The organism is Enterococcus sp. DIV0682 (genome assembly GCF_051712685.1).
Classification (GTDB): domain Bacteria; phylum Bacillota; class Bacilli; order Lactobacillales; family Enterococcaceae; genus Enterococcus; species Enterococcus faecalis.
This window is the reverse complement of the sequence record NZ_JBIOPK010000001.1, coordinates 383,593-409,568: the sequence shown is the minus strand read 5'-3', so window position 1 is coordinate 409,568 and position 25,976 is coordinate 383,593. Positions and strand designations below refer to the sequence as shown.

At 38.4% G+C, this 25,976-nt stretch carries 26 protein-coding genes; 7 read left to right on the top strand and 19 right to left on the bottom strand.

Annotated elements, in window-relative coordinates:
- Positions 1-41 precede the first annotated feature (41 nt).
- On the bottom strand, positions 42-1,559 hold the full coding sequence (locus IGK96_RS02085) for an ABC transporter permease/substrate-binding protein (protein ID WP_010713901.1): 1,518 nt from the start codon (positions 1,557-1,559) through the stop codon (positions 42-44).
- Positions 1,560-2,513: an ABC transporter ATP-binding protein gene (locus tag IGK96_RS02080; protein ID WP_002363150.1), complete on the bottom strand. Its 954-nt coding sequence runs from the start codon at positions 2,511-2,513 to the stop codon at positions 1,560-1,562.
- Positions 2,514-2,748: 235 nt separating this feature from the next.
- On the opposite strand from IGK96_RS02080, the gene IGK96_RS02075 reads away from it, so the two are divergent.
- On the top strand, positions 2,749-3,768 hold the full coding sequence (locus IGK96_RS02075) for an acyltransferase family protein (RefSeq protein WP_016618146.1): 1,020 nt from the start codon (positions 2,749-2,751) through the stop codon (positions 3,766-3,768).
- Between the two features lie 164 nt (positions 3,769-3,932).
- Here the strand turns inward: IGK96_RS02075 and IGK96_RS02070 are convergent, their stop codons facing one another.
- From IGK96_RS02070 to IGK96_RS02055, 4 genes are all read right to left on the bottom strand, one after another.
- On the bottom strand, positions 3,933-4,166 hold the full coding sequence (locus IGK96_RS02070; protein ID WP_002373309.1) for a hypothetical protein: 234 nt from the start codon (positions 4,164-4,166) through the stop codon (positions 3,933-3,935).
- A gap of 144 nt (positions 4,167-4,310) precedes the next feature.
- Positions 4,311-5,726: a dipeptidase PepV gene (gene pepV, locus IGK96_RS02065; protein ID WP_002358655.1), complete on the bottom strand. Its 1,416-nt coding sequence runs from the start codon at positions 5,724-5,726 to the stop codon at positions 4,311-4,313.
- 133 nt (positions 5,727-5,859) lie between these two features.
- On the bottom strand, positions 5,860-6,594 hold the full coding sequence (locus IGK96_RS02060; RefSeq protein ID WP_033624815.1) for a pseudouridine synthase: 735 nt from the start codon (positions 6,592-6,594) through the stop codon (positions 5,860-5,862).
- Positions 6,595-6,702: 108 nt separating this feature from the next.
- Positions 6,703-8,352: a putative polysaccharide biosynthesis protein gene (locus tag IGK96_RS02055; RefSeq protein WP_002364837.1), complete on the bottom strand. Its 1,650-nt coding sequence runs from the start codon at positions 8,350-8,352 to the stop codon at positions 6,703-6,705.
- Between the two features lie 203 nt (positions 8,353-8,555).
- Here IGK96_RS02055 and IGK96_RS02050 point away from each other — a divergent pair, with 203 nt between their 5' ends.
- On the top strand, positions 8,556-10,082 hold the full coding sequence (locus IGK96_RS02050) for a UDP-N-acetylmuramoyl-L-alanyl-D-glutamate--L-lysine ligase (protein WP_002363136.1): 1,527 nt from the start codon (positions 8,556-8,558) through the stop codon (positions 10,080-10,082).
- 66 nt (positions 10,083-10,148) lie between these two features.
- On the opposite strand, the gene IGK96_RS02045 is transcribed toward IGK96_RS02050, so the two are convergent.
- Positions 10,149-10,721: an alpha/beta hydrolase gene (locus IGK96_RS02045; RefSeq protein ID WP_071646562.1), complete on the bottom strand. Its 573-nt coding sequence runs from the start codon at positions 10,719-10,721 to the stop codon at positions 10,149-10,151.
- Between the two features lie 30 nt (positions 10,722-10,751).
- Between IGK96_RS02045 and IGK96_RS02040 the strand changes: the two genes are divergently transcribed.
- Together IGK96_RS02040 and IGK96_RS02035 are read left to right on the top strand one after the other, a co-directional pair.
- Positions 10,752-11,726, top strand: a complete 975-nt coding sequence (locus tag IGK96_RS02040; protein WP_085442994.1) for a ring-cleaving dioxygenase — start codon at positions 10,752-10,754, stop codon at positions 11,724-11,726.
- Between the two features lie 112 nt (positions 11,727-11,838).
- On the top strand, positions 11,839-12,012 hold the full coding sequence (locus IGK96_RS02035) for a hypothetical protein (protein WP_002355495.1): 174 nt from the start codon (positions 11,839-11,841) through the stop codon (positions 12,010-12,012).
- Between the two features lie 75 nt (positions 12,013-12,087).
- Here the strand turns inward: IGK96_RS02035 and IGK96_RS02030 are convergent, their stop codons facing one another.
- The 3 genes from IGK96_RS02030 to IGK96_RS02020 form a co-directional block, all read right to left on the bottom strand.
- Complete coding sequence (locus IGK96_RS02030) at positions 12,088-12,558, bottom strand: C-GCAxxG-C-C family protein (RefSeq protein ID WP_002384891.1); 471 nt, start codon at positions 12,556-12,558, stop codon at positions 12,088-12,090.
- 52 nt (positions 12,559-12,610) lie between these two features.
- Positions 12,611-13,339: a YebC/PmpR family DNA-binding transcriptional regulator gene (locus IGK96_RS02025; protein WP_002409141.1), complete on the bottom strand. Its 729-nt coding sequence runs from the start codon at positions 13,337-13,339 to the stop codon at positions 12,611-12,613.
- 130 nt (positions 13,340-13,469) lie between these two features.
- Entirely contained in the window at positions 13,470-13,979 is a 510-nt protein-coding gene (locus IGK96_RS02020; RefSeq protein WP_002366143.1) for a VanZ family protein, read from the bottom strand.
- A gap of 127 nt (positions 13,980-14,106) precedes the next feature.
- Here IGK96_RS02020 and IGK96_RS02015 point away from each other — a divergent pair, with 127 nt between their 5' ends.
- Positions 14,107-15,933, top strand: coding sequence for a M3 family oligoendopeptidase (locus IGK96_RS02015; RefSeq protein ID WP_002399760.1), 1,827 nt, complete (start codon positions 14,107-14,109; stop codon positions 15,931-15,933).
- A gap of 24 nt (positions 15,934-15,957) precedes the next feature.
- On the opposite strand, the gene IGK96_RS02010 is transcribed toward IGK96_RS02015, so the two are convergent.
- The 8 genes from IGK96_RS02010 to IGK96_RS01975 all read right to left on the bottom strand — a co-directional run bounded on the left by IGK96_RS02010 (position 15,958) and on the right by IGK96_RS01975 (position 23,393).
- Positions 15,958-17,298, bottom strand: a complete 1,341-nt coding sequence (locus IGK96_RS02010) for an MATE family efflux transporter (RefSeq protein ID WP_033624813.1) — start codon at positions 17,296-17,298, stop codon at positions 15,958-15,960.
- Positions 17,299-17,472: 174 nt separating this feature from the next.
- On the bottom strand, positions 17,473-18,123 hold the full coding sequence (locus tag IGK96_RS02005) for a uracil-DNA glycosylase (RefSeq protein ID WP_002355481.1): 651 nt from the start codon (positions 18,121-18,123) through the stop codon (positions 17,473-17,475).
- A gap of 87 nt (positions 18,124-18,210) precedes the next feature.
- The gene (locus tag IGK96_RS02000) at positions 18,211-19,611 is read right to left on the bottom strand and encodes a M24 family metallopeptidase (RefSeq protein ID WP_033624812.1); all 1,401 of its coding nucleotides are present in this window, start codon (positions 19,609-19,611) and stop codon (positions 18,211-18,213) included.
- Positions 19,612-19,623: 12 nt separating this feature from the next.
- The gene (locus IGK96_RS01995) at positions 19,624-20,385 is read right to left on the bottom strand and encodes a DeoR/GlpR family DNA-binding transcription regulator (RefSeq protein WP_002375902.1); all 762 of its coding nucleotides are present in this window, start codon (positions 20,383-20,385) and stop codon (positions 19,624-19,626) included.
- A gap of 128 nt (positions 20,386-20,513) precedes the next feature.
- Complete coding sequence (locus IGK96_RS01990; protein ID WP_002358647.1) at positions 20,514-21,359, bottom strand: VOC family protein; 846 nt, start codon at positions 21,357-21,359, stop codon at positions 20,514-20,516.
- Between the two features lie 42 nt (positions 21,360-21,401).
- A complete protein-coding gene (locus IGK96_RS01985) occupies positions 21,402-21,998 on the bottom strand; it encodes a nitroreductase family protein (RefSeq protein WP_002355475.1) in 597 nt (198 codons plus the stop codon).
- A gap of 170 nt (positions 21,999-22,168) precedes the next feature.
- Complete coding sequence (locus tag IGK96_RS01980) at positions 22,169-23,104, bottom strand: LacI family DNA-binding transcriptional regulator (protein ID WP_002361227.1); 936 nt, start codon at positions 23,102-23,104, stop codon at positions 22,169-22,171.
- Positions 23,105-23,108: 4 nt separating this feature from the next.
- Positions 23,109-23,393 (bottom strand): hypothetical protein, encoded by a 285-nt coding sequence (locus IGK96_RS01975; protein WP_002366136.1) that lies wholly within the window; start codon positions 23,391-23,393, stop codon positions 23,109-23,111.
- Positions 23,394-23,508: 115 nt separating this feature from the next.
- Between IGK96_RS01975 and IGK96_RS01970 the strand changes: the two genes are divergently transcribed.
- The gene (locus tag IGK96_RS01970) at positions 23,509-23,844 is read left to right on the top strand and encodes a hypothetical protein (protein ID WP_161975023.1); all 336 of its coding nucleotides are present in this window, start codon (positions 23,509-23,511) and stop codon (positions 23,842-23,844) included.
- 182 nt (positions 23,845-24,026) lie between these two features.
- On the top strand, positions 24,027-24,881 hold the full coding sequence (locus tag IGK96_RS01965; RefSeq protein WP_002382951.1) for a M48 family metallopeptidase: 855 nt from the start codon (positions 24,027-24,029) through the stop codon (positions 24,879-24,881).
- A gap of 70 nt (positions 24,882-24,951) precedes the next feature.
- Here the strand turns inward: IGK96_RS01965 and IGK96_RS01960 are convergent, their stop codons facing one another.
- Positions 24,952-25,965: a lipoate--protein ligase gene (locus IGK96_RS01960; protein WP_002389569.1), complete on the bottom strand. Its 1,014-nt coding sequence runs from the start codon at positions 25,963-25,965 to the stop codon at positions 24,952-24,954.
- Positions 25,966-25,976: the final 11 nt, after the last annotated feature.

The window sequence follows — 25,976 nt, the reverse complement described above, 5'->3', positions numbered from 1 at the left end:
GGATAAGTGTTTATATACCAGTCTTTTTCAGTAAAAAATACTTATTTAAGAAGATTCTTTTCTTTTAAATAGTCTTTCGCCACTATGCTAGGATCTTGCCCTTCTACATTGACTTGATAATTCATTTCACTCATTTCTTCTTCGCTAATTTTTCCTGCCAATTTATTCAATATTTCTGCTAATTCTGGATATTTTTCCAACGTTGCTGTTTTAATAAGTGGTGCTCCTTGATAAGGCGGAAATAGCGCTTGATCATCTTCTAACGTTACTAAATCGTATTGTCTCAATTCACTATCCGTTGAATAGGCATCAATCACATTTACCTCACCATTATTAATCGCTTGATAGCGTAATGCTGGTTCCATCGATTGGACATTCAGATTTAAATGATATTTTTCTTGTAATCCCTTATAACCATCTTGCCGATCAATAAATTCTAACGTAAAACCTGCTTTCAACTGATTGCTAATTTTCTGTAAATCACTAATCGTTTTTAATTGATGCGCTTTTGCAAATGAGCGCTTAACTGCGACGGCATACGTATTTTCATAGCGCATCGGTTTCAGCAAAGTAAGGTTTTCTTGTTTTTTCAAGCCAGCGCGTGCCGCTTCATAGACTACTTGAGGTTGATTGTCTAGCTGAGGAGGATTTTTTAAAAAGGTCTCGATCACTGTTCCTGTAAATTCTGGATAAAGATCGATTTCATCTGATTTCAAGGCATTATATAAAAAAGTAGTCTTGCCAAAGTTTGGCTTTAACGTCACCTGAATGTCGCTATTTTCTTCAATTAAGGCTTTATACATATTAATAATAATATCTGGTTCCGCTCCTAATTTGCCAGCAATTGTCAGCTGTTTTTCCTTTGAAGAAGTTTGTTGATTCCAGAAAAATGAACCACCTAACAAAAGGCCTAAAATAGTACCGCCAATGATTAGTCGCCGCCCATTCGCTTTTTCCAACCAATGAATTCCATAATTAAATAAGACTGCTAGTGCAGCTGATGAAAGAGCTCCAATAAAAATCAACGATAAATTATTTCGATCAATTCCTAATAAAATGAAGGTCCCTAAACCGCCTGCTCCAATTAACGCTGCCAATGTGGCCGTACCAATAATTAAAACGGTAGCCGTTCGAATCCCAGAAATAATAAATGGTAACGCCATTTGTATCTCAAACTTAAACAATTTTTCTTTTTTACTCATACCAAATGCTTCTGCGGCTTCTTCTAACGAAGGATCAATTTCCGTCAAACCAGTATAGGTGTTTTGTAAAATTGGGAATAAGGCATAAATCACTAGCGCAACAATTGCCGGTGGTCGACCAATACCAATTAACGGAATCAGTAAGCCTAGCAAGGCTAAAGAAGGGATGGTTTGGAAAATCCCAGTCACTTGTAACAGACTTTCCGCTAACTTGCGATGACTCGTTAAATAAATGGCTAAAGGAATGGCAATCAATGCAGCGAATAATAACGAAATAAAGGACAATTGCATATGCTCGATTAACGCTTGCAGATATTCTTCTTTTCGAGCGAAAAAAGTTTCAATCAGTGCTTGCATCTACTGTCCCTCGCTTTCCAACAGTTGTTCCATAAAACGAGTAATCGTTTTTGAGGTGATACACCCTAAAACTTGTTGTTTTTCTACTAAATTTGCTTTCTCTTGCGCATTAATGAGTTGGACAATCTCTTTTAAATTGGTTTCCATGAAAACAGTCGGCACTGGCTCAATCGTCTCATCTGCGGCTTCTAAAAATGCAGTCAAGTCAGCGCCACAATAGTTCGCTAGTTCTGGCGAAGATTGTTTGAAAAATTGACCGACAAAATTATTTTTCGGATGTTTTTGAATGGCTTCTGGCGTATCGACTTGAATAATTTTGCCAGCGTCCATAATACAGATGCGCTCACCTAACAATAAAGCTTCATTCATATCATGGGTTACAAAAACAATGGTACTCGCTAATTCCTGATGAAGTTCTTTCACCAAACGTTGAAGATGATGTCTTGAAATTGGATCTAGCGCGCTAAAAGGTTCATCCATTAAAATCACTTCTGGTTCAGCTGCAATGGCGCGTAAAATTCCGATACGTTGTTGTTCGCCTCCTGAAAGCGCTGCTGGCTTACGATGCAGATATTCCTCAGGATCCAGCTGAACTTTTTTCAATAGTTCAATGGTTCGCTCTCTGCGTTGCTCTTTGGGCCATTTTTTCATTTCAGGAATCAACTCAATATTTTCCGCCACGGTTAAGTTAGGAAATAAGGCAATTTGCTGAAGAACATAGCCAATTTTTAGTCGTAATTCACGTAAAGGATAATTGGTTACCGCTTGTTCATTGAGAGCCACTTCACCTGTCGTTGGCTCAATGAGCCGATTAATCATTTTCAAAGTCGTCGTTTTTCCACTACCACTCGGCCCTACTAATACAAAAAATTCGCCTTGTTGGATTGTTAAATTCACATCGGACAAAACAGCATTTTCTTGATATACTTTTGAAACATTTTGAAATTTTATCATTTATTTTCACCGCATCTTTCACTTCTTAATAAACAAAATCTTTGGAGGATCGTCACTCTTTCAGTATAATTTAAGACTAACATCCTGCCTAATTTTTTGTTTTAAGCGCAAGTATGTGGGGCTCATTTAACGGCTGCCGGTTCGTATCTACAATTATCTACTCAATGAATGGAAAAATTGTCCTCTTCTGCCTTAAACAAAAGTGAACTGTTTTCTACTAAAAGGAGTGATCGTTATGGAAAACGACAAGCGAATTTATAAATGGGACAACGTGAAACTTTTTTTAATTTTCTTAGTGATTCTTGGGCATATTTTAGATCGTGAAGCTTCTCCTTCACGACTCATGGAAACGATCAACTTTTGGATCTATTCATTCCATATGCCAGCCTTTATTTTTGTCTCTGGACTCTTTAGTAAACATGCCATTAAACAACGAAAATATCTACGCTTACTTTCCTTTGTTTGGCTTTATCTCTTAGCAAAGTTGTTGATTACGCTTGCTAATTTCGCCTTTGCAAATAAAATGAATTTTGATTTACTGAACGAAACAGGCGTTCCTTGGTACTTACTTTCCTTAGCAAGTTTCTACTTAATTACCATCTTTCTTCAGCGCGTTCAGCCGAAAATCATGTTGCCAATCATCATTGTTATCGGCTGCGCCTCAGGCTATTTACCTGTGGAAGGTTTCTTGTCTTTAGGACGGACTCTGGGCTTCTTCCCTTTCTTTTATTGTGGCTACTTAATGGATATTCAAAAGCTGCAAACCTTTTTAGATCATCGCAAAGTCAAATGGGCAGCGATAGGTGTAATTTTAAGCTCCTTTTTATTTGTAAATAGTCAATGGTCATTGGCAACGAAATTTTGGGGCTTCTTAACTGGTTGGGCTTCCTACGCTGAAATTAGTCCGGCCTTTGAATACAGTAGTTTCATTCAGCTGTTCTTTTACGTTGCTGCAGCATTGGTGTCTCTTTCTTGGTTTGCATTATTGCCGAAACGAAAGTTACCTTTAAGCGCCCTAGGAAAAGATACCCTCTACCCTTATCTCTTGCATATGCCCTTAATTATTCTGTTGGAAAGTGGTTTACAATTAGACACACTCTTTAAAGAATGGTTTACTTTCCGAATCCTGGCACTTTTCTTCTTAGCCCTCTTCATTTTAGCTATTACGAATATGCCTGTGGTGAAACGGGGAGCGGATTATCTTTTTAATCCAATTGCGTATGTGTTGCCAAAACAATGGTTAAAAGTTAAATAAAAAAAGAAGAGCGTGGGACAAAAATCACTTTGGATTTTTGCTCCACGCTCAAAAACTGTTAAACGGCGAAAGTTGCAATGTTTCACTGTGAAGCATGAACAGATGAAATCATCGTACCTACTTGGTTTTTGGAGCTAAACACTTTTATCTCAGATTTTTTTCAACTATTGAAACAATCCTTTAATTTTATCAAACAAACCATCGGTCGTTGTATCAGCTAACAGCGCTGTAATTTTATGATAGTGTTCGCCTAATTCATCTTTATGTTCTTCAATGAATTGTTGCGCATGTTCCACGTTGCCTTCTCCAATTAAATCTTTTGCTTTTTGAACTAATTCTTCTACGTTCATCTTCACACGTCCTTTGATTAAATAGTTAACAATAAGTGTTTCACTCATTGCGTTTTCTCCTATTTATCGTATCGTGGGATCCCTTGATTTGCAAGAAATTTTCAGTAAATTGACAGTTCTGATTTTGGGTTTTTAAAAGGCAAAAATTGCAAAAAAAAGCTGTTTTCGAAAATCGAAAACAGCTTTTTTAATTTACTTCGCTAAACGATAAATCGCATCTGCATAAATAGCAGCTGCTCGGAATAAGTCATCTAATTCCATAAATTCGTTGGCTTGGTGCATTGTGTCTGTGTAGCCAGGGAACATTGCGCCATAGGCAACACCACGTTTTAATAAGCGGCCATAAGTACCGCCACCAATGATTTGTTCTTGGCCTTTTTCGCCTGTATGGTCTTCGTAAACTTGTAGTAACGTTGCCACCAATGGATCATCAACTGGTACATAATGCGGTTCTTGGTTGCGATCTCCTTGTGTTGCAGTGACCGTTTCACCGACTGTTGCTTGAACTTTTGCTTGTAATTCTTCTGCTGAAGTTCCTTTTGGATAGCGGAAGTTTAATGTTACTAAGCTATTTTCAGGATTTTCTGGATCAAAGTTAACAATCCCAGCGTTCATTGTCAATTTACCCATTTTTTCGTCTTCAAAAGCCACACCTAATTTTTCGCCATAAAAATCTTCATGGATAAATTCAGCAATGGTATTAATAAAGCTGTATGCGCCTTCTGCAAAGCTGTAATCATTTAAGAAAGTTGCCAAGAAAGTCGCTGCGTTAATTCCAGATTGTGGGCTAGCACCGTGAGCACCTTTACCAACTACATGGAAAGTCACTGTTTTATCTGAAAGTTCTGCGTTACCTGAAATTTTTGCTTCTTGTTTGATGAATGTTTCAAAGCTAGCAGCTAGTGAAGCCGCTTCGTCTGCTGAAGCAGCCGTTACAACAGCATCTGCTGTTCCCGGAACCATGTTTTCACGTAAGCCAGATTTGAAGCTTTCTAATTTATAATCAGCGCCGTTACCGCCTCGGAAAGTTAAACGAATAGTCACATTTCCTTTTTCCCCATTGATAATCGGGAACTCAGCATCTGGTGAGAAACCAAAGTCTGGCGCTTCTTCATGTTGGAAATAGTAATCCATATCGCCCCAGCCGCTTTCTTCGTCACTTCCTACTACGAAACGAATTTTTTTAGACACGGGTAAGCCTAATTCTTTGATAATTTTCATTGCGTAATAAGCAGCCATACTTGGGCCTTTATCATCGCTCGCGCCACGTGCATAAATTTTGCCATCTTTAATGACTGGTTCATAAGGATCTGTTTCCCAACCATCACCAGCAGGAACAACGTCCATATGACCAAAAATCCCTAACGTTTCGTCGCCTTCGCCGTATTCAATGTGTCCAGCGTAATTGTCGACATTTTTCACCGTAAAGCCATCACGTTCACCATACGCTAACATGTGTTTTAAGCCAGCAACTGGCCCAGGTCCAAAGGGCGCTTCAGGTGTTGCTTGTGCATCATCACGTTCACTGTTGATCCGTAATAAGTTTTGTAAATCTTCTAATAAGTCGTCTTTACGTGCTTCGACTTCTTTTGTCCAATCAATTGTCATTTGTTGTCACTCCTATTCATAAAGTTCTACATAGTCAATCATACCATTTTATGCAGAAAAAGAAAGAAACCCGACACTATTTTTCGAGAAATTTTTTATCTTTTCCGCAGAAAGGGCTGGGTTTTTGTTTATTTTAATTGAGGTATGATTGTTTAGGTTGTAGTTGTTGTAATTCGGCTTCTGTTAAGGGCCGATATTCCCCTAGTTCTAACGTTTCATCTAACCATAGTTCGCCCATTCGTAATCGTTTTAAATACATCACAGGTTTGCCTACAGTGGCTAACATCCGTTTGACTTGATGGAATTTCCCCTCTTGAATCACTAAACGGACTACGGAAGTCCCTTCTTCCTCATTGATCGTCTCAATGACTAAACGACTTGGTTTAACCATTTCTCCATCTTTCAAGGCAAATCCTTGCGCAAACAGTTGACAATCTTCCGCTGTCACAAGTCCCTCAACTTCAGCTAAATATTCTTTATCCACATGCTTTTTGGGTGATAATAATTGATGCGCTAACTGGCCATCATTAGTTAACAGAAGCAAGCCTTCCGTATCTTTATCCAAGCGACCAACTGGGAACAAGTCGGCACGGTAATCCTGATCAGTTAACAAGTCAATTACCGTTTCATCTCGCTGATCTTCCGTCGCAGAAATGACACCTTGTGGTTTATGCAACATGTAATAAAAGAATTTCTGATACGTAAGAATTTCTCCCATCAAGGCAATTTGATCTGTTTCTTCATTTACTTGTGTTTTGGCTTCTTTTACGACGTCACCATTCACCGTAACGACTTTTTTCTTTAACAATTGTTTGATTTCTTTACGACTACCGATACCAACATCGGCTAAAAATTTATCTAAACGCATCGTCATTCCTCTTTCCTTTAAAAAAATAGCTTGGGACATAAATCGAATCGATCGATGTCTCAAGCCTTGTCTCTTAAGAGAATCTGCTGAAAGGAGTTCAATCAGCTATTATTTAATATTGAATTTTGCACGTAATTTTGCGGCATTTTTCCCTAATAAACGATCAGCTAAGCGAATCTTCAAGACCGAATAGCCATAAAAAGCGCCTCCTGCAGCAGCCACAATTACAACGATAATGAAAGCTTGGAAACGTCTAGTTGGATCTAAAAATAGATACAAGAACTGACGGAAAATCAAAGCGATAATCATCATGATGACTGTAATACAGAACATTAACAATGTTCGCCGTAAGGTTAATTTGTAATTAAAACGTGTCACTTGACGAATTCTTCTTAGAATCAATACGCAAGAAACCGTAAAGCCAATCATCGTTGCTAATAACGGACCGTAAACTTCAAATAAACGGATTGCGGGGAATTGCACGATTAATTTCACTGCTAAACCAATTCCTAAATAACGCATTGCGTCACGATTTTCATACATCCCCATCAACATATTTGACACTAACATATACAAGCCCAAGAATAAACTAGCATAACAAGCTTGCACTAATAAAGAAGTGCCTAAAGCATCTGGCATGTAAAAAACAGTGTATAGTGGTTGCGCTAAAACAATCATACCGAACGTTGCTGGCAACATTACAAACACAAAAAGTTGTAAATTATTACTAATCAAACGCGCTAACTCACGGTGATTTTTTAAGGTGACCGCTTCTGTAATCAACGGTAATCCAGTAGCCGAAATCGAAGTCGCTAAAGCCACGACAATCATGGTTAATTTGTCCGGATTGGCATTAAAAATACCGAAAAGCTCTCGTAATTGGGTATCTGAATAATCCGTAAACAAACGCATAAAGTTTGAGAAAGTAAACTGATCGACAAGTTTAAAGACCGTCACCCCTGAGCCAACTACGATAAAAGGAATCGCCTCTTTAAAAGTTTCAATCAATAACTCTTTTGGAGCAATTTCATGTTCATTGGCGCTGTGTTCTTCTAAATAATCAAATAATGGTTTTTGTTTGTACATGTAATAACCTAAAACCGCAAAACTTGCGAGCATCCCAATAAATGCCGCAAAAGTGGCTTGGGTCACCGCTGTAACGTAATTACCTTCAAAGACTTTCATGATAATAAAGGCGGTTAATAACATGTAAAAAACTCGTGCTACTTGTTCAACAATTTGTGATAAAGCAAAGGGCATCATTTCTTGATTTCCTTGGAAATAACCGCGAATGACACTCATGCTTGGGAAAACTAAAACGGCTAAACTTAATGAACGCATTGTTGGAACTAATTCAGGACCTCCGCCAGACAAAGCTGCTAATGCCGGAGATGCCAAATACATCACAATAGCAAAAACCACACCTAAGCCACCCATTAGTTGTAAGGCACGATAAAAAAGCTGTCGACTAATTTTATATTCGTTCAATGAATTATAATGCGAGGTCTGCTTGGCAATCGCACCTGGAATTCCGGCGGTAGAGATCATTAGGAATAAGGCATAAATCGTATACCCCATTGAAAACAAACTGTTCGCTTCGTTTCCGTGCTCGCCCATCCAAGCGTACCAGGGGATGATGTAAATCGCCCCTAACATGCGGGAGATAATATTACTAGCTGTCATCCAAGCTGAGCCTTTGACCATTTTTTCTTGGTTCGTCAGGATTGGTTGATCAACTGAATTTGGTTGATTGATCATTTTGTCCTCCAATATTCTTTGAGTATGCTTTCTTTATTTTAATTGTTCATCTTGGGATATGCAACGACTTTCTCGAAGAATTATCCTATTTTAACATTTCTCATGGATTTTCTCACGCTAACGAGATGGTTTTTTTAAAAGAAAAATAATGCTATAATGACATCAGTTTTGAAATTTCGTTGAAACGTTTGGAGGCAAAAAAAGTGACGATTTCATTATTCGCAATTCGCGATTGCTTAGAAAAAGAAGATTTATTAAAAGAATTTATTTCACCAGAAGGCTGGCACTTGACCCTTTCCGACACGTTAGGTCAACGAGAAGTAACGGCTCTTTCTTACGATTCGAGAGACGTAACAGCAGAAACACTCTTTTTTTGTAAAGGATTAAACTTTAAAGAAATCTATTTAGAAAATGCTGTAAAAGACGGCCTAGAAATCTATGTTTCTGAGGTGCCTTATGAGGTTCCGGCGCAACTAGGAATTATCGTGACTGACATTAAAAAAGCAATGGCTGTGTTAAGCATGGCTTTTTATGATTATCCACAAAATAAATTAAAACTGATTGGCTTTACTGGAACCAAAGGTAAAACAACAGCGGCTTATTTCACCAAATATATTTTAGATGTTGCTACACAACAAAAAACAGCCTTGCTTTCTACCATGAATTCGACATTAGATGGCAAAACATTCTTTAAATCTGCCTTGACTACACCCGAATCTTTGGACTTGTATCGAATGATGGCAACCGCTGTTGCTAACGGGATGACTCATTTTATTATGGAAGTTTCTTCCCAAGCCTACAAAACTAATCGTGTCTACAAGTTATTTTTTGATGTCGGCATTTTTTTAAACATTACCCCCGACCATATCAGTCCAATTGAACATCCAACCTTTGACGATTACTTTTATTGCAAACGTCAATTGATTACACATTCTAAAGTCATTGTGTTGAATCACGAAGCTGATTATTTTCCATTACTTAAAGAAACCGCACAACAGCAAAAAGTCCCTGCCATTGTCTATGGCAGTCAGCCAGCTTCAGAAGTTGACTATTCATTCGCTGTTTCTTCAGATGATTCCTTACGTTTTATCGTTGAAAGTCCTGCAGATGCGTTAGGATTGGCCGGCTCTTATCACCTTCGTTTAGGTGGTGATTTTAACAAAGGTAATGCGTTAAGTGCGGCGATTGCTAGTGTCCTTGTGGGAGCTTCAAAAGAAGAGTGTCAACAAGGGATCGCAGCAACCACCGTCCCTGGCCGGATGGAATCTTTAACGAATACCAACGGTGCAACCGTCTATGTTGATTACGCTCATAACTATGATAGTTTGAAGAATCTTTTAACCTTTGTCCGCGAAGAACATCCTGACGGCCGCTTAATTGTTCTTGTCGGTAGCACGGGAGACAAAGCGATTTCTCGCCGCAAAGACTTTGGTAGGGTTCTTTCTGAATTGGCTGATGTTGCAGTCCTAACAACCGATGACCCAGCCAGTGAAGATCCAGCAAAAATTTGCCAAGAAATTCAAGCCCATATTACCAAAGAAATGCCTGTTTACACCGTTTTAGATCGTGGCGAAGCAATTGCTCACGCATTATCTTTAAGCACAACGGCTGATGATGCGATTGTCTTAGCTGGTAAAGGCGCCGACCTTTATCAAAAAGTAAACGGCGTAGATGAACCTTACGCAGGAGACTTTGCCCTTGCGGAAGCTTTCATTAATAAAAAGAACTAAATCATTTAAACACACATGAAAAAAACAAGCTGCAACCACTTATTAGCAAAGGTTGCAGCTTGTTTTTTAAAGAACTTCTTTTATTTTCGTTACTTCTTCTTCTGATAAGACATGACCGCCATCAACGAGCAAAAAGTCGACTGGGAAATGTTTCTTTAATTGATTAGCTAAAGAAAGAACTTGTCCCGGAATACTCAACTCATCCTGAGCCCCTGTTGTGACAATCACTTTTGTCGCAAACTCACCAGATACATATTGATAGCCTAAATTGCTTGGATGCAGTAAAATAACAGTGTTAGCAATAGTCGGGTTCTTTTCTAACAGGCCTAAAATAAAATTGGCACCGTTAGAGTATCCTATAAAAATAACTTCATCGTATAACTTTTGCGGTTGCCAAACTTCTTCTAGAAACGCCGTCACTCGCTCATCAAAGTTAGCACGAGGTAATGCTCCATTGACTAATGGCGCAAAAAAGCGTCGCTGTTCGCCTACACCTTCTGTTCCTAAGTAACTTAGAACACTCGCTTCTGGATAAAGGGTTGCGATGGTCGTTAATAATTGATATTCATTGCCACCAGTACCATGGAAAGCGACAACTAATTGATTAGGTTTCGACCCTTTTTGAAAAAATTGTTTCATTTAATAAACCTCCAAGAAAGGAATTTTACTATGTATGCACAAATTCATCACATCTCTATTTTAAATCGATTGATAAAGCCTACATTTGACTTCTATCATAATACACTGGGATTAAAATTACTAATGAAAACGATCAACCAAGACGATCACACCATGTATCACTTGTTTTTCTCAGATAATGAGCAACGAACAGGTACCGAATTAACTTTTTTTGAATTGAATGATGGCCAAGATCAATCCTTTGGAACAAATACGATTGAACGAACTATTTTAAAAGTACCAACGCGCACCTCTTTGGATTTTTGGGCAGAACGTCTTGAGCAAGCGGGTATCTGCCACTATGGTGTGGAAACATTTAACCAACACCCAATTTTGCGTTTTGAAGCGCCCGATAATACGCAAATGGCGCTTGTTCCGTTACGTGAATTTGAAAATGCGGAAGATTATTTTCCAGCTGAGCATGCTGAAATTCCAGTAGAACATGCAATTTTAGGCATTGATGCAATTCAATTACGCGTCCAATATGCCGCAGCTACCAAACAACCTTTAGTGGATTATTTACATTGGCATGAAAAAGAAACAGTACCTTTTTTTGAAACTGCACATGAAGTAACCGTTCTGGAAAATCATCATCCACAGTTTTATCAAGAGGTTCATATCATTGATGACCGTACCAATCCGCTTGCCATTGAAGGAATTGGTGGCGTTCATCACGTCGCCTTTGGGGTGGAAGATACGCAAGAATTAACGCAAGTTGATAGCCTGTTAGAGGAAAAGAATTTTACAAACTCAGGAGTTAAAGACCGCGAATTTTTCAAATCATTGTATTTTAGAGAACCGAACCACTTGTTATTTGAAGTAGCCACACAAAAAGGCCTGCTAGATGCCGAAGCCTATGAAAATCAAAGCTCAAACTTTGATGAAATCCCCCTTTATTTGCCTCACTTTTTGGCAGATCAAAGAGAACGAATCGAAGCGATTTTAGCACAACAACGCCATGAGTAAACAAAAATAGCGGTTAGGACCGCTATTTTTGTTTTTTAATATCCTATTATTGCCCTTTTTTGAAAAAAAGGAGTACACTAATAGTAGATGAACTGCGCAAGGAGGTGAGTACATGTTATCTAAGGAAGAAGTTCTACACTTATTGAACGAAGCAAAAAAAGAAGTCGATCGTTTAGAAACAAACCGCCAAGAAGATTTAGGTAATTCAATCAACTATATTGAAAATGAATTACAGCTCCAACGTGTCTTATCTCAAGTGGAAGCTTATGAAAAAGTACTTGGTTAATTGATTACGCATTAAATGAGAGAGGAGCAACCAGATTCAGGTGAATGAATCTGGTTGCTCCTCTCTCATTTTTTACTAGACTAATTCGTAAGCAAGTTCTCGTGCAATAATTTTTGCGGTTGTTTCAGCGATTTCTCCAGTAAAGCCAATGCATTGTTCCATATGCTCAGGTGAACCCATCGTCATTTTACTTGTCAAAATACTGCAGCAAACCACTCGATGCTTTTGTCGAAAACTTTGATGCAATTCGTTGGCTAAAGCCATCGTTTTATTTACTTGTTCTCCTTTGGCTTCTGTCCGACCAAAAAAGTAGCCCAGACACATAACCCCGCCTGAAAGAGCACCACAAATACACTTCGCTCCTCCAACACCTACAGGAAACCCAGAAGCCATGGCCACAGCTTCAATGGGAATCTCCGCATCGAAGTGTTGCCGAATGGTCGCCACAATCGCTTCCGAGCAATAAAAATCACCGTTACGATAATAGGCTTCCGCTTCTTCCCTGATTGCTTGTAAACAAATTCTCTTTTTCAAAATGCCCTCCATTCTGTATCCGCTTTCATTTTATGAATAAAAGGATGCCAAGCATCCCTTTATTTTATAGATTTTCTGCAGAGGTAAATACTTCTGACACATCATCATCGTCTTCTAACTTGTCAACCAAACGCTCTAATTGCGCTTTTTGTTCATCGTTCAAGGTTAGTAAGGTTTGCGGAACCATTGTTAATTCAGCTTGTGCTAATGAATAACCTGCTTGTTCTAAAGCATCGCGAACCGCTGTAAAATCTTCTGGTGCTGTGTAAATTTCAAATACTTCTGGTGATGTTTCTAAATCCTCGCCGCCTGCTTCCAAAACGACTTCTAGCATATCGTCTTCCTCAATTGCATGATCTTCTCGCTTAATGACAATATAGCCTTTACGATCAAACATATAATTCACCGAACCCGTTTCACCTAAAGAGCCACCATTTCGAGTAAACGCGACGCGAACATTGGTGGCCGTTCGGTTGCGGTTATCTGTTAGTGCATGAACTAAAACTGCCACGCCACCTGGCCCGTATCCTTCATAAGTTACCTCGTCATAATGTTCCCCTTCACCAGCACTACTGGCTTTTTTTATGGCGCGCGCAATATTATCATTGGGCATATTGGCTGACTTAGCTTTATCGACTGCTAAACGTAAAGCAGGATTCATTGTGGGGTCAGGGCCACCTGCTTTTGCCGCCATATAGATTTCCCTTGAAACTTTTTGGAAAATTTTCCCACGTTTGGCATCTTGTGCATTTTTACGCCCTTGAATGTTGCTCCATTTGCTGTGTCCTGACATCCTTGATTCCTCCTGACTTTTCGTTACTATTCTCCTATATTCTACTCTTCTTTTCAGTTAGGAACAAGCGCTACCAAAAAAAGACCCTCGCTTACCCACCGTTCTGACGAATAAACGAAGCTCTTCTAAATTAGCGTCTTCTTTTTTTATTTTTCTTCAAACCATGAACCACCAAACAAATAACGATGGCTGTCAAAGCACCCATGGCATCCAACATAACATCTTGAAAAAGAGGGGTCCTTCCGCCTGTGATCATTTGATGAAATTCATCTAAACCTGCATAGCCAGTAGCAGCTAGCCAGGAAACAACAGCTGTTAAAAACAGACCTTTGATTCTTGGTACTAATCCAATAAACCAACTACCACCTAATAGAAAATACGTACCAAAATGGGCTCCCTTACGAATAAAAAATTCAACAAATTTACTATAACCACTAGCTTGAATGCTCACTTCACTGCCAGCATATTGAAAAGAAATATTTTTTAATTGTTCTTCAAAAGGATGACTGCTCAGAAGTTTATCTAAAAGACCAACTTGTGATTGCTGTTCATACGTCTGTGATGAACTGAAAAATAAAATGGCCATAATAACAAACGCAATGACTAAATATAAATTACTATCTTTCAAATAATTTTTCATATAATCCTCTTTTCTTGGTTTCAAGTTGCCCCGTGCCTGCCACGGAAAATTCTTTTTTATTATAGTCGGTTTCGAGGGAAAAAGAAACAACTTCTCTTAGGTCTTATGATATACTGAAAAGAAAAAAATGAAAGAAGGATTGGATATGACCTATTCTATTACATGGGATTTAGACAGTATTTTCCCCAATGGGAGCGAGTCCAAAGAACTTAGCCAACGAATGACTCAATTAACCGAACAAACAAAAGAGTACCATCAATTAATCACAGAATGGACACCAGAAAGTGCCCAAGGCAAAGAACAATTTGCTGAAATCTTAACGTTACAAGGGAAAATCTCAAATGGCTTTTCACAATGTAATAGTTTTTTAACTGCTTTAATTTCTGCTAATACTAATGATACCAAGGCCAAAATTTTATCAGGCGATTTATACAATCTGTTGCCAGCGATTCAATTAGCTGAAACCATTTTTACTAAAAAAATCACCGAGATTTCAGCTGAACATTGGCAAGCCCTGTTAGCCGAAGAACCGTTTAAAACAATGGCTTTTCGCTTAAATGAATTACGCCGTGATGGAAAAAAACTGCTTTCCGAACAAGAAGAAAATATCATCAATACGCTTTCTCTAGATGGGTTAAATGCTTGGAGTACACATTACGATACGATTGTTGCTTCCATCGTGATTCCTTTTGAAGAAAAAGATGGCTCTGTGACAGAACTATCTGCAGGCCAAGCCTTTAACCGCATGATGGGAGATCCTGACAAAGAGGTTCGTCAACGTTTGTTTACAGCATGGGAGAAAGCTTGGAGTGGCAAAGCTTCAATTTTAGCAGACACCCTAAATCACTTAGATGGGTTCCGTTTATCTGATTACAAATTGCATGGCACTACAGATTATTTAGAAAATCCCTTAAACTATAATCGAATGAGTCAAGAAACATTAACGGTTATGTGGGAAACCATCCAAAAAAATAAACAACCATTCGTCGACTTTTTAACGCGCAAAGCGCAATTATTCGGCAAAGAAAAAATGGATTGGCAAGACCAAGATGCACCAATTATTTTAGGTGATTTAGAAGAAAAAACGTATTCCTTTGATCAAGCCGCTGCCTTTATTTTAGAAAATTTCCGTAAATTCAGTCCGAAAATGGCCGATTTTGCCCAAATGGCTTTTGAAAAAAGTTGGATTGAAGCTGAAGATCGTCCAGGCAAACGTCCTGGGGGTTATTGTACAGAATTACCTGAAACACAAGAGTCGCGGATTTTCATGACCTTTGGCAATTCAATCAACGAAGTAGCTACTTTAGCCCATGAATTAGGTCACGCTTTCCATAGTAGCGTGATGTGGGATTTACCTTCATTGAATCGAGAGTATGCCATGAACGTAGCAGAAACAGCTAGTACCTTTGCAGAATTGATTGTTGCTGACGCTACCTTAAAAGAGGCCAAATCAGACGTTGAAAAGATTAACCTTTTAGACACAAAAATGCAAAATGCCATTGCCATGTTTATGAACATTCATGCACGTTTTATCTTTGAAAATAATTTTTATCAAGCGCGCCAAAAAGGTTTAGTAGCGGAAGAAGATATTACTGAATTAATGTTAGCGGCGCAAAAAGAAAGCTACAAAGATAGTCTTGGCAGTTATCATCCTCATTTCTGGGCGAGCAAATTGCACTTCTTTATTGATGATGTGCCTTTCTATAATTTCCCATATACTTTTGGCTATCTATTCAGCATGGGTATCTATGCGTATGCCAATCAACAAGGCAGCTCTTTTGAAGACCAATACATTGCGTTATTAAGAGACACTGCTTCGATGACAAGCGAAGAATTAGCGAAAAAACATTTAAATGTTGACTTAACAAAACCTGATTTCTGGCAAGCCGGCATTGATCAAGTCCTAAAAGATGTGGAACAATTCATGACTTTAACTGAAAACTATGTAAACTAAGCAAAAAAGAAGCAGTAACCAACATCAGGTTACTGTTTCTCTTTTTTTCAAATAGTTTCGATACGCAAGGTAGCCCACAAGCATTAGTCCAAACGTAACAAATTCAACCACAGGCATGGCTAACCAAACACCGGTTAATCCTAGTAATTTCACCAAAATAAATAAAACTGGCACAATTAAAAAGAACCCACGCAAAGAGGAAATCATTAGTGCCATTTTCGGTTTACGAACTGCCGAAAAGTAATAAATCCCCATAAAATTCAATCCTGTAAACAAGAAGGAAATCGCATATAAGCGGATGGCTGTCCTAGCAATTTGCGCCAACTGGTCGTTCCCTTCGCTATTAAAGACCTCAATAATTTGTCCCGTAAACACTTGACTGATTAAAAAGAACAGGAAGCCGGCAACCAAATACGTAATAAAGCTAAGTTTAACAAATTTACGCAACACCTTCGTTTCCCCTAAACCATAGTATCGGCTGAGTAATGGTTGCGCCCCTTGCCCAATCCCTGTAAAAATGGCAATCACAATAATATTGAGATTGGCAACAATCGCATAAGCTGAAATCGCCACATGACCAACTAAGTTTAACAAAACAATATTAAATAAAAACATGACAAAGGCCGAAGAAAATTCATTTAAAAAGGAAGAAAAACCAATCGACATAATTTCTCGAACATCCTGAAATTTCACTTTAAACTTTTCAAAACGTAAAACTCGTTGCGGCGACCACTTATGCAACGTAATCAGGATTAAGCTTGTTAACGGTGACATCACCGTTGCAATGGCCGCGCCTGCCATGCCCCACCCAAATTGATAAATAAAGACATAATCCAAAATAATATTGACAATTCCCCCACTGACAAAAGCAATCGTTGCCAAACGAGGATTATGGTCATTTCTTAAAAAAGTAATCAGGCAATTGTTTAAAATAAATAATAATGAACAGCTAAGGTAAATCATATAATATTCCTTTGCCAAACCAAACAAGACACCGGTCCCCTGAAGTCCCCGAATAATTTGATCGGAAAAAATCAAGCTCGCTAAAGTAAAGAGACTCCCTATAACGAAAACTAACCCAATCGTTAAACTAAAATACTGATTGGCTTTTTTGATTTCTTTTTGCGCAACCGTGGTCGAAAACAACGTAGCGCCGCCAACGCCAAACATCCAACCTAATCCATTAATAATATTAACGAGTGGTAAGACAATGTTAAGCCCCGCCAATGCCTCGGTGCCGATCCCATTTGCAATGAAAAATGTGTCCGCCAAAATAAAAATTGATTGCGCCGCCATACTTAAAATTCCTAACAGAACATTTTTATAAAACAACGCAGTAAAATGGTTTTGCTGTGTTTGCTCCATACCCAAATCTCCTTCTAACAAAAAAAGGACTCATTCTTTTTGCTTCAAGGCTTACGCAAAAATCAGAATCCTTCAATTATTCAACCCAGCGATTAAATAATCTGTCTATTTATTGATACTTCTAGGGTAGCATTCTCTCTTCGAAAAAACAACCATCCTTCTATTTTTCTCATTTTAAACTTTCTTAAGCAGTTGCAGTTGTTTTTGAACCACTTGCCAATCTTCTTTCACGACTTCTTTTAAACGATAATTATAAAAGACAGCCGCTGGATGGAAGAGTGGAATGATTTGATAGGTTTTCTGCGTCCAATGATAGTTTTGTGATTGCTCATCAAATGTTTGAATGGGCGACTGAATGACCGTTCCGTGCACTGCAGTGATTGTTGGCTTTGGTCCTAAAAGTCGTTGCAACCCAATATTCCCCAGTGTCAAAATTAGTTCAGGTTGGCAAACAGCGATTTCCCAATCAAGCAAAGGCGCAAAAATTTTGATTTCTTCTTTGGTGGGCGTTCGATTAGGAAACTTGGTTACTCTTTCTCCCGTTTTTGCAATCTGCTTCGTTTTTACAGAAAAAGGCCGACTCCTAACCGCACTGGTGATATACACCGTTTCACGACTTAAGCCAACTTGTTGTAATTGTTCCATCAACAATTGACCTGAACGCCCTATAAATGGTACGTTTTCTTTAATTTCTTCTTTTCCAGGGGCTTCCCCAATCAGCATCACTTTTGGCTGTTGCGGACCTTGACCTTCCACAAAACCTTCTAATGGTAAGTCTTTCGCTTTAGCTAAAACTGCTTTTTTCAGATGTTCAGGATAGTGCATTTACCATCACGCCTCTCTTCTGGTATTCTTCCTTCGCTATATTGATTATAAATAAGGCCCAAAAGAAACTCAAAAAAAGGAGCCTATTCATTTAAGCGCTGGTTTTTCTACACACAAAGCTTTGTCTTTAGCTAAATAAAAAGGCCGTAAGTAACCAACTAAATTAGACATTGGTAAAACCTCCGTTGGTAAGTCAATCTTCAATGTCTCCTTTAAATAGGCTTTGCGTGTCGTAATCCGTTGCCACATGTCTGGATAAGTTTGCTGAATCTCTTTTTGCAGTGTTTCATCAGCCAAAGCCACACATTCTTCTGCACTCACCCCTGTATAACCAGGTACAGAAGGAATAATATCCACTTGAAAGAGCATGCCACTTTCCAAGCGAATGGCTGAATCTGGATAAATAGGCGACGACATCCATTCATCATCCGAAACTAAATGCCCAGGATTCAAATGCCAGTGATAGATTTCTTTTGGTAACTGTTCTTCAATCGCTTGGTACATTTCTCGCCCTAACAGTCCGATTCGAATGGTTTCAAGCCAGTGAACGACAGCTTGAAAATAGGGTTTTGCTACGCGTTCTAAATAATCACGTTGCGCTTCTGGCAATTGCTGCTCGTTTTCAATAACAAAACCTGTTCGGCTAGACAAGCCGCCTTTGTAGCCTGTAGTTAATGATAAGGCATCACCTAACTGAATTTCTTTGGCAGTCGGATACATGTTTGCATATTCAAAACGTTGACCAGTTGCCGCAATGGTTACTACCGTCGGCGTTTGACCTTCATCATTTAACAAAGCCCCAATGTCCGTTTCACGCTGTCCTATTTCAATTGCATTTAAGGCCTTTAACATACTGCGAGAAGCCAAATTCGCCCCATATTCATAGTGCGCCAATTCGTTAGCATTATTTGTTGTGCGGGCCCCCTTTGCTCCAATCAATAAGTGGGTCCCATTTAGTAAACGAGCTTCTTTCGGCAGCGCTTTTTTCAGTGCTTCGACAATAAAATGTGGCACATCAAACATCGTAGCAGGTTCTTGCTGTTGTGTTGTAAACATTTTCCACCCAACGATACCTATTTTTTGAGCAGTTTCATCGAGAAGCGTTTCAAAAATCTGCGACAACTTTTGTTCCCCAGCCATTGGTTGATTCGGTAGCGAAAAAGCTGGATAATGAATTAAATCGGCTGAGATGCGGGCATGTTGGCACAGTTTTAAATTTTCATTGCCTAAAATAACTGTCGCCGCACCATCCTTATTTAACACAAGGAGTCCTTCTTCAAACCTCGGAATAAAGCCAGTTAAGTATTCAAAATTACTGCCATGCTCTTTGTCTGCATAGAAGACCAATTGATCGAATTTTTCTGTTTCCATTCGTTGTAATACTTTCTGCTTACGCGCCATCATCGTTTCATTCGTCAAATACGTTGGAAAAACATTCTCAAAAACAGTAGGTTCAGCAATATGTGTATAATTAATTTTTCGCTTCATTATTATCCTCCATTATTCATCTGCGACAATCAACGTTACGCCTGCTTGCGCTAACTGCTCACAGAATTTTTCATCAGGTCGTGTATCTGTCACTAAACAATCAATTTCTGTTAATTCGCAAATTTTAAATAAACCCGTTTTGTTTAATTTCGTTTGGTCTGCTAAGGCAATGACTTGTTTGCCTTGTTGAATCATTCGCCGTTTGACTTGACCTTCTTCTTCTGTGTGAATAAATAATCCTTGTTCAGATAACGCAAACACACCTAATAATGTATAGTCGGGGGCAAATTCCCCAACCTTAGCGACTGTTTCTGCCCCAAACAAAAAGAGTTGTTGTTTATGCAGTTGCCCAGGTAATACTGTAATTTTTGTCTGATCCATTTGCGCTAGAAGTAGCGCATGACTGAGAGAGTTCGTGATCGCGTGAATCGGACTATTTTCCATCGCTCGAATAGCTGCTTCCACCGTGGTTGATGAATCAAAAAAAATGGACGCTTGTTTGGGAATATTTGCCCAAACTTTTTGGGCAATGGCTTGTTTTTTCTCTGGATGCTTCATTATTCGTTGAGCATAATCATAAATAGTTGCTTCAGACTGCACTGAGATAGCGCCACCGTGCGTTCTCTTTAAATGTCCTTCCTTTTCTAAACGAATTAAATCTCGTCGAATAGTATCTTTTGAAACGGAGACTTGCTCCGCTAACGCTTCCATGGAAATACTTTTTTGTTCATTCACTATTTTTTGAATCTTGGCTAAACGTTCTTCAATCAACATGCTTCCTCACCTCTTCTAAGTAAAGATAGCATCTTTTGCATTATTTTGCAAACAAATGCAAAATAATGCAAAAAAGACAAAAAAACTAGTCCTTCATTTTCTAACGAAGGGCTAGTTTGAGAGTGGTTTTAATAGGTAAATTGAATAATCATGCCGCTAGGATCTTCTAACGCAAGTAAATGATCTTTGGCAATAAAATGTAACTTTGCTTCTTCCGCATTGGCTTGGACTATCTCTAAATCTGCCGCAGTTGGCAAACGGAAGGTGTAATTTTCTAAGCCAAATTGATTTTCTTGAATCGTTGGCAGCTGTTTGCCGCTCCATGTATTTGTCCCAATATGATGATGGTACTGACCCGCTGCAAAAAACTTCGCTTGTTGACCAAAGTTAGACTTTAAGCCAAACCCTAAGTTTTTATAGAACGTTTCAGTGGCATCTAAATCGGCCACTTTCAAATGAATGTGCCCAATTTTAGAACCTTCGGAAATTCCTAGCCAGTGACCGTCAGCTTCTGCAGCTAAACTATCACCGTCTAATTCTTCTGTCACACCGATAATTTCACCATTTGGACGAATATCCCAGACTTCTTCTGGTTTATCCCAATAAATTTCGATGCCATTATTTTCTGGATCACTTAAGTAAAGGGCTTCACTATAGCCATGATCTGCTGCGCCAATTTGCACATTTTCCTGCAAAAGCCACAGCAACATATTGCCTAAATCTTTGCGGGTTGGTAGCAGGAAAGCAATATGGTACAAGCCAGTGGTACCCTGATTTTCTTCCCCAGCTGTTAGTTCTTTTAAGACAAGAATTGCATCGTTGGTGCCTTGTGGCGCTAGCCAAGCACGTCCCTCTCCTTGTTTTAAAAGTTTTAAGCCAATTGTTTTCGTATAAAAGTTTACCATTTTATCTAAATCAGCCACTTTCAAAGTGACTTGTTGAATCCCAATATTACTTGGTAATGCTTGAACCATTTGCTTTCACTCCTTTCCTCTTCGTTTTACTAAAGCAATGATTTAGTTGAATTCTTTAAAACGAGCACTATCTTCCATGTATTCTTTTTCGCCAGCTGGCGCTTCAATGGAACCAATGACCATTTGTGCACGCAAATTCCAGTTTGCAGGAATTGACCATTCTGCAGCAACCGCTTCGTCAATGACTGGGTTGTAGTGTTGTAAGTTTGCTCCAATATTTTCTTGCGCTAAGGCAGTCCAAACGTTCGCTTGTGTTAAACCAGTTGCTTGTTCAGACCAAACAGGGAAGTTATCCGCATATAATGGGAAGCTATCTTGTAAGTTTTTCACGATATCTGTATCTTCAAAGAATAAAATTGTACCCGCACCAGCTGCAAAACCTTGTAATTTAGCTTGTGTGTTTGGAAATGCTTCTGCTGGAGTTAATGGTTTTAAGGCATCTTCAGTCATTGCCCATAATTTTTTGTGAGCATCGCCGAATAAGAACACCACGCGTTGTGTTTGAGAGTTAAAAGCTGTTGGACTTTCTCTAACAACTTCTTTTACTAAAGCAGTTACTTCTTCTTTTGAAATTGGTAAGTTTTCTCCTAAAGCATAGATTGAACGACGGTTTTTCATCATTTCAGTAAATTTTGACATAATATGTTCATCCTTTCGAATTTCCTCAGTAAATTCATTTAATTTTGTTTACATGCTTACTATACTACCTTACTAAAAGTAAGTAAAGCTTTTCGTCTTACTTTTTGTAAGTTTTTTTATTTTTTAGTGAAAAACCTTATTCTACCAAAGAAAAAACAACCAGCTTTTTTCTAAGAAAAAGAAAAATCTGGTTGTCGATTAATAAATGTAGAAGTCAATTGAATCGTTTTCGGCCGTTTTTCTTGAAATAAATGTGTGGCTTTTTCCCCTAATTCCATTAATGGATGACAGATTGTTGAAAAATTTAAAATTTCACTTAATAAAGTTTGTTCCTGTCCCACTAAAAAGAGTGGTCTTTCAATAACGGCTTGAATCCCTGCGGCAATTTCATCACCGTTGGTCACAACCGCTTGTAGCGTTGGATCTTGCCCACAGTGACGTCCTACTTCACACCCATCTTCATAGGTTAAACAGTCCTTAAATAACCGATTTTCAGGAATCGCTCCATAAATTTCCTGATATGCGTCAACTAAATAGCGTGCGCTTGTACTTTTTTCTGGTGCACGGTTAATCGTAATTGCCACTTCACTACATCCTTGTTGTTTCAACGCTTGGAAGACCCGCCGATAAACGGTTAAACGATCGATATAGATACTAGCATAACTAGGGTCTTCTATTTTTTCACAAAAAACAACTTGCTCTTTATACGGAGCAAACACACTTAAAGGATTTGCCTTTGACAAAACAATCATGCCATCAAACGCACCCGTGGCCATTTTTTCCAAGTAACTTTTTTCAACTTCTTTATCATAATCCGTTGGTAATAAACTGACCATCATCCCTTGTTGAAATGCTTGGTGGATAATCCCACTTAAAATAGCATCAAAATAAGGTTGATTCGTATAAGGAACCATGACACCTAATGTATTACTTTTCCCAAAGCTAAGATTTCTCGCTAATATATTGGGCTTATAGCCCAACTCATCGATAATTGCTTGGATTTTCAGTCGTTTTTCTTCAGAAACATACGGATGATGATTAATCACACGCGAAACAGTCGTAACTGAAGATCCTGAAAGGCGCGCAATTTCTCGAATTGTTGTCATACTTTCACCTCATTACTTTACAAAATTGAGTTAAATAAGGCACAATCCCTGTCCCGTAATCAACAAAACGATAAAAGGTCTCCTGCCAAGCAAAAGAAATTTCCTGAATATCCTCCTGCTGTGTCAAGTGCCACTCCGTTATCTGATGGTACGGAATTTCTTGATGCCAAATCTTATAGTATTTTTTGGGACTATTTAACTGCAGACTTTTGGCCGTCGTAGTCACCGAGACAAAATAGTAATCCATACCAAGTCTATCGCTTATCTCCACTATAACATTCATTTTCATACCCTCCAATATTTTGATACACCTAGCTTACCTTATGAAACGCGTACCAGAGCAAGAGGAAAAATAAAAAAAAGTGAGACCATGTTATACTAGATGTATCATATAAAAGCAAAGGATGAGTGCAATGGAAACTGTTACAGTAGCAACAAAAAGCGACTTACTAACAAATTTGAACAAGCAAACAGATGAAATCATTATCTCGGGGGCACTTGCACAAGAAATATACCACTTAAAAAAACAACAATTAACCGAAACGGAAGAAATGAGCTTTTTAGTGGGTAGCCAAGGCGCTGGCTCATTTTTAACCTATTTAATCGAGAAGTTATCCTATATAAATTCGGAGCTATCGCCAGAAGAACAAAAAATTGAACATGCGATTTTGCGTTTGTATGTTATTAAAAAATTAACTCCAGAAACTACTTTATTACGTCTAAAACAGTTAGATTATTAAAATTTTATTTAATCAAGATAGACCAATTCCCTGCGTACAACGAGTCCCTTTCATTAATCACTTGATATAATTACCTTTATTCAAGTTCCCACCATTGTCATTATCGATTAACCAATGGTATATTAGAAGTAACAGGTAAGTCATTTTATTTGAAAAAGTGTTTGGGAAATGTTTGGGGAGGAATGTTTATGTGTCAACCGCAGGAAAAAAAGAAAGAAATTTCTGTTGCTAAGTTACGTTATCGTTTTGAAGTACCAATGATTATCATTGGTTTTGTTTTATTGTTTTTCGCATTGGGGTTAGTTGCTTTATTGATATTGAGTGATTTGCCGATTCCTGACTGGTTATTAATTGTCTTAATTGCACCAATTGCGCCAGTCATTGCTTTTTTTACCATTCGTTATATGTACATGGATACTGCTTCTAACGGAGTGGAAATTACAGAAAATCAGTTACCAGAAATTTATTCCTTGTATATTGATTTGGCAAAAGAAATGGGCTTTGGCACTAAAAAATTAAGGATGCCACGTCTTTATTTAATCAACGGGAATGGTGTCTTAAACGCTTTTGCGGCAAAATGCTCTTTACACAGACGCTATGTTGTCATTCACAGTGATTTGTTGGATATCGCGTACAATACAGGCGATTTTTCGCTGATTCGCTTTATTTTGGCACACGAGCTAGGACACCATAAATGTGGGCACACTAATTTATGGCGGCTAATGTTATCCATTATTTTGAAACCAGTTGCGTTAGATAAAAGTTTTACAAGAACGCAAGAATATACCGCTGATCGCGCAGGTTTATACTACGCCGAAGAAGGTGCTTTAAGCATGATTTATTTATTTTCAGGAAAATACATGGGCAGTCGTGTGGATTTAGAAGAATACTTTCACAGTATTGATTTACATGATGATACCATCTGGCTTAAATTGAGTAACTTCTTATCCGATCATCCTGTTGGCTTCCGTCGCATGCAAACATTGAAAAAAGCCAAAGATACTGGCAATTGGGACGTTCATGGGAAATTTTTCTAGCAAGAGCCAACCATCATTAAATAAACGTGCTGGGACAAAAGATTCTTTAACTTTTGTCCCAGCACGTTTATTAATCCACCAATAAATGAACAAATTCTTCTTTGGTGATATTTACAAAGTAGTCTTCAAAGTTAAACGCTGCTAATGCTTGCCAAATTGATGAATACTGATAGTCCACACCTAATAAAGCCGCAACGATTTCCGCTGTTTCTTTTTTGGCAAAGTAATCACCATAAATCGTTAACTCAATTATTTTACCTTTTTCAACAGTCAAACGTGCATCCACGATGCCGCCTTTAAACTTTTCTTCTTTTTTGATCGTAAATTTAGGCGCTTCACCAAAAATCCAAGCTTCATTGCCATACACTTCAGCGACCAATTTCCTAATTTCCTGTTGATCTGCTTTGGTTAGGACATATTCTTTCTCAGCAATTTCAGTTAGAGATTCGACATCAAAGAGCTCCATCAGTAAACGATTGCGAAATTCCTCAATGGTTAATTGTTGATATTTTTCGTCTAAGTACGGCCGTAAATTGGTTACGCGTCCCCGAACAGATTTTGTCCCTTTTGATTCAATTTTTTTCTTAGAAACAGTTAAAACACGTTGAACTTCTGCCAAATCAACATCATACATCAAGGTACCATGAGTATACATCTTCCCCTTTTTTGTATACATGGCATTGCCAGAAAATTTTTTCCCATCAATTAATAAATCATTGCGACCGCTAATCTCGGCCCCCGTTGCGCCCATTTTATGTAATGCTTCAATAATTGGTTTAGTGAACGCTTTAAAATCCCCAAAAGCTTGATGTCCTTCCTGAACAACAAAACTAAAGCTGACATTCCCGAGATCATCATAAACAGCACCACCGCCCGATAAACGGCGAGTAATAACGATTCCCTTCTCTCTAGCATAAGCTAAGTCAATTTCTTCATAAGCATTTTGATTTCGGCCTAAAATAACACAGGGTTCCTGAATATAAAACAACACTAAGGGCTCTTCAAAAGAGAGAGTGTTTAATAGATAATCTTCCGTTGCTAAATTTTCACGAATATCTCGTGACTGCATTATGACATAACGCATAAGGTCGCCCC

Bases quoted from the DNA above. Each gene is read 5' to 3' on its own strand.
- IGK96_RS02045 (WP_071646562.1), bottom strand. From the start codon at position 10,721: ATGAAACAATTTTTTCAAAAAGGGTCGAAACCTAATCAATTAGTTGTC.
- IGK96_RS01980 (WP_002361227.1), bottom strand. From the start codon at position 23,104: ATGACAACAATTCGAGAAATTGCGCGCCTTTCAGGATCTTCAGTTACG.
- IGK96_RS01995 (WP_002375902.1), bottom strand. From the start codon at position 20,385: ATGTTGATTGAAGAACGTTTAGCCAAGATTCAAAAAATAGTGAATGAA.
- IGK96_RS02040 (WP_085442994.1), top strand. From the start codon at position 10,752: ATGTATGCACAAATTCATCACATCTCTATTTTAAATCGATTGATAAAG.
- IGK96_RS02000 (WP_033624812.1), bottom strand. From the start codon at position 19,611: ATGAAGCGAAAAATTAATTATACACATATTGCTGAACCTACTGTTTTT.
- IGK96_RS02030 (WP_002384891.1), bottom strand. From the start codon at position 12,558: ATGGAGGGCATTTTGAAAAAGAGAATTTGTTTACAAGCAATCAGGGAA.
- IGK96_RS02015 (WP_002399760.1), top strand. From the start codon at position 14,107: ATGAAAGAAGGATTGGATATGACCTATTCTATTACATGGGATTTAGAC.
- IGK96_RS02005 (WP_002355481.1), bottom strand. From the start codon at position 18,123: ATGCACTATCCTGAACATCTGAAAAAAGCAGTTTTAGCTAAAGCGAAA.
- IGK96_RS02075 (WP_016618146.1), top strand. From the start codon at position 2,749: ATGGAAAACGACAAGCGAATTTATAAATGGGACAACGTGAAACTTTTT.
- IGK96_RS01975 (WP_002366136.1), bottom strand. From the start codon at position 23,393: ATGAAAATGAATGTTATAGTGGAGATAAGCGATAGACTTGGTATGGAT.
- IGK96_RS02055 (WP_002364837.1), bottom strand. From the start codon at position 8,352: ATGATCAATCAACCAAATTCAGTTGATCAACCAATCCTGACGAACCAA.
- IGK96_RS01990 (WP_002358647.1), bottom strand. From the start codon at position 21,359: ATGGTTCAAGCATTACCAAGTAATATTGGGATTCAACAAGTCACTTTG.
- IGK96_RS02010 (WP_033624813.1), bottom strand. From the start codon at position 17,298: ATGGAGCAAACACAGCAAAACCATTTTACTGCGTTGTTTTATAAAAAT.
- IGK96_RS01965 (WP_002382951.1), top strand. From the start codon at position 24,027: ATGTTTATGTGTCAACCGCAGGAAAAAAAGAAAGAAATTTCTGTTGCT.
- pepV (WP_002358655.1), bottom strand. From the start codon at position 5,726: ATGACAATTGATTGGACAAAAGAAGTCGAAGCACGTAAAGACGACTTA.
- IGK96_RS01960 (WP_002389569.1), bottom strand. From the start codon at position 25,965: ATGCGTTATGTCATAATGCAGTCACGAGATATTCGTGAAAATTTAGCA.
- IGK96_RS02080 (WP_002363150.1), bottom strand. From the start codon at position 2,513: ATGATAAAATTTCAAAATGTTTCAAAAGTATATCAAGAAAATGCTGTT.
- IGK96_RS01985 (WP_002355475.1), bottom strand. From the start codon at position 21,998: ATGTCAAAATTTACTGAAATGATGAAAAACCGTCGTTCAATCTATGCT.
- IGK96_RS02070 (WP_002373309.1), bottom strand. From the start codon at position 4,166: ATGAGTGAAACACTTATTGTTAACTATTTAATCAAAGGACGTGTGAAG.
- IGK96_RS02085 (WP_010713901.1), bottom strand. From the start codon at position 1,559: ATGCAAGCACTGATTGAAACTTTTTTCGCTCGAAAAGAAGAATATCTG.
- IGK96_RS02035 (WP_002355495.1), top strand. From the start codon at position 11,839: ATGTTATCTAAGGAAGAAGTTCTACACTTATTGAACGAAGCAAAAAAA.
- IGK96_RS01970 (WP_161975023.1), top strand. From the start codon at position 23,509: ATGAGTGCAATGGAAACTGTTACAGTAGCAACAAAAAGCGACTTACTA.
- IGK96_RS02025 (WP_002409141.1), bottom strand. From the start codon at position 13,339: ATGTCAGGACACAGCAAATGGAGCAACATTCAAGGGCGTAAAAATGCA.
- IGK96_RS02060 (WP_033624815.1), bottom strand. From the start codon at position 6,594: ATGCGTTTAGATAAATTTTTAGCCGATGTTGGTATCGGTAGTCGTAAA.
- IGK96_RS02020 (WP_002366143.1), bottom strand. From the start codon at position 13,979: ATGAAAAATTATTTGAAAGATAGTAATTTATATTTAGTCATTGCGTTT.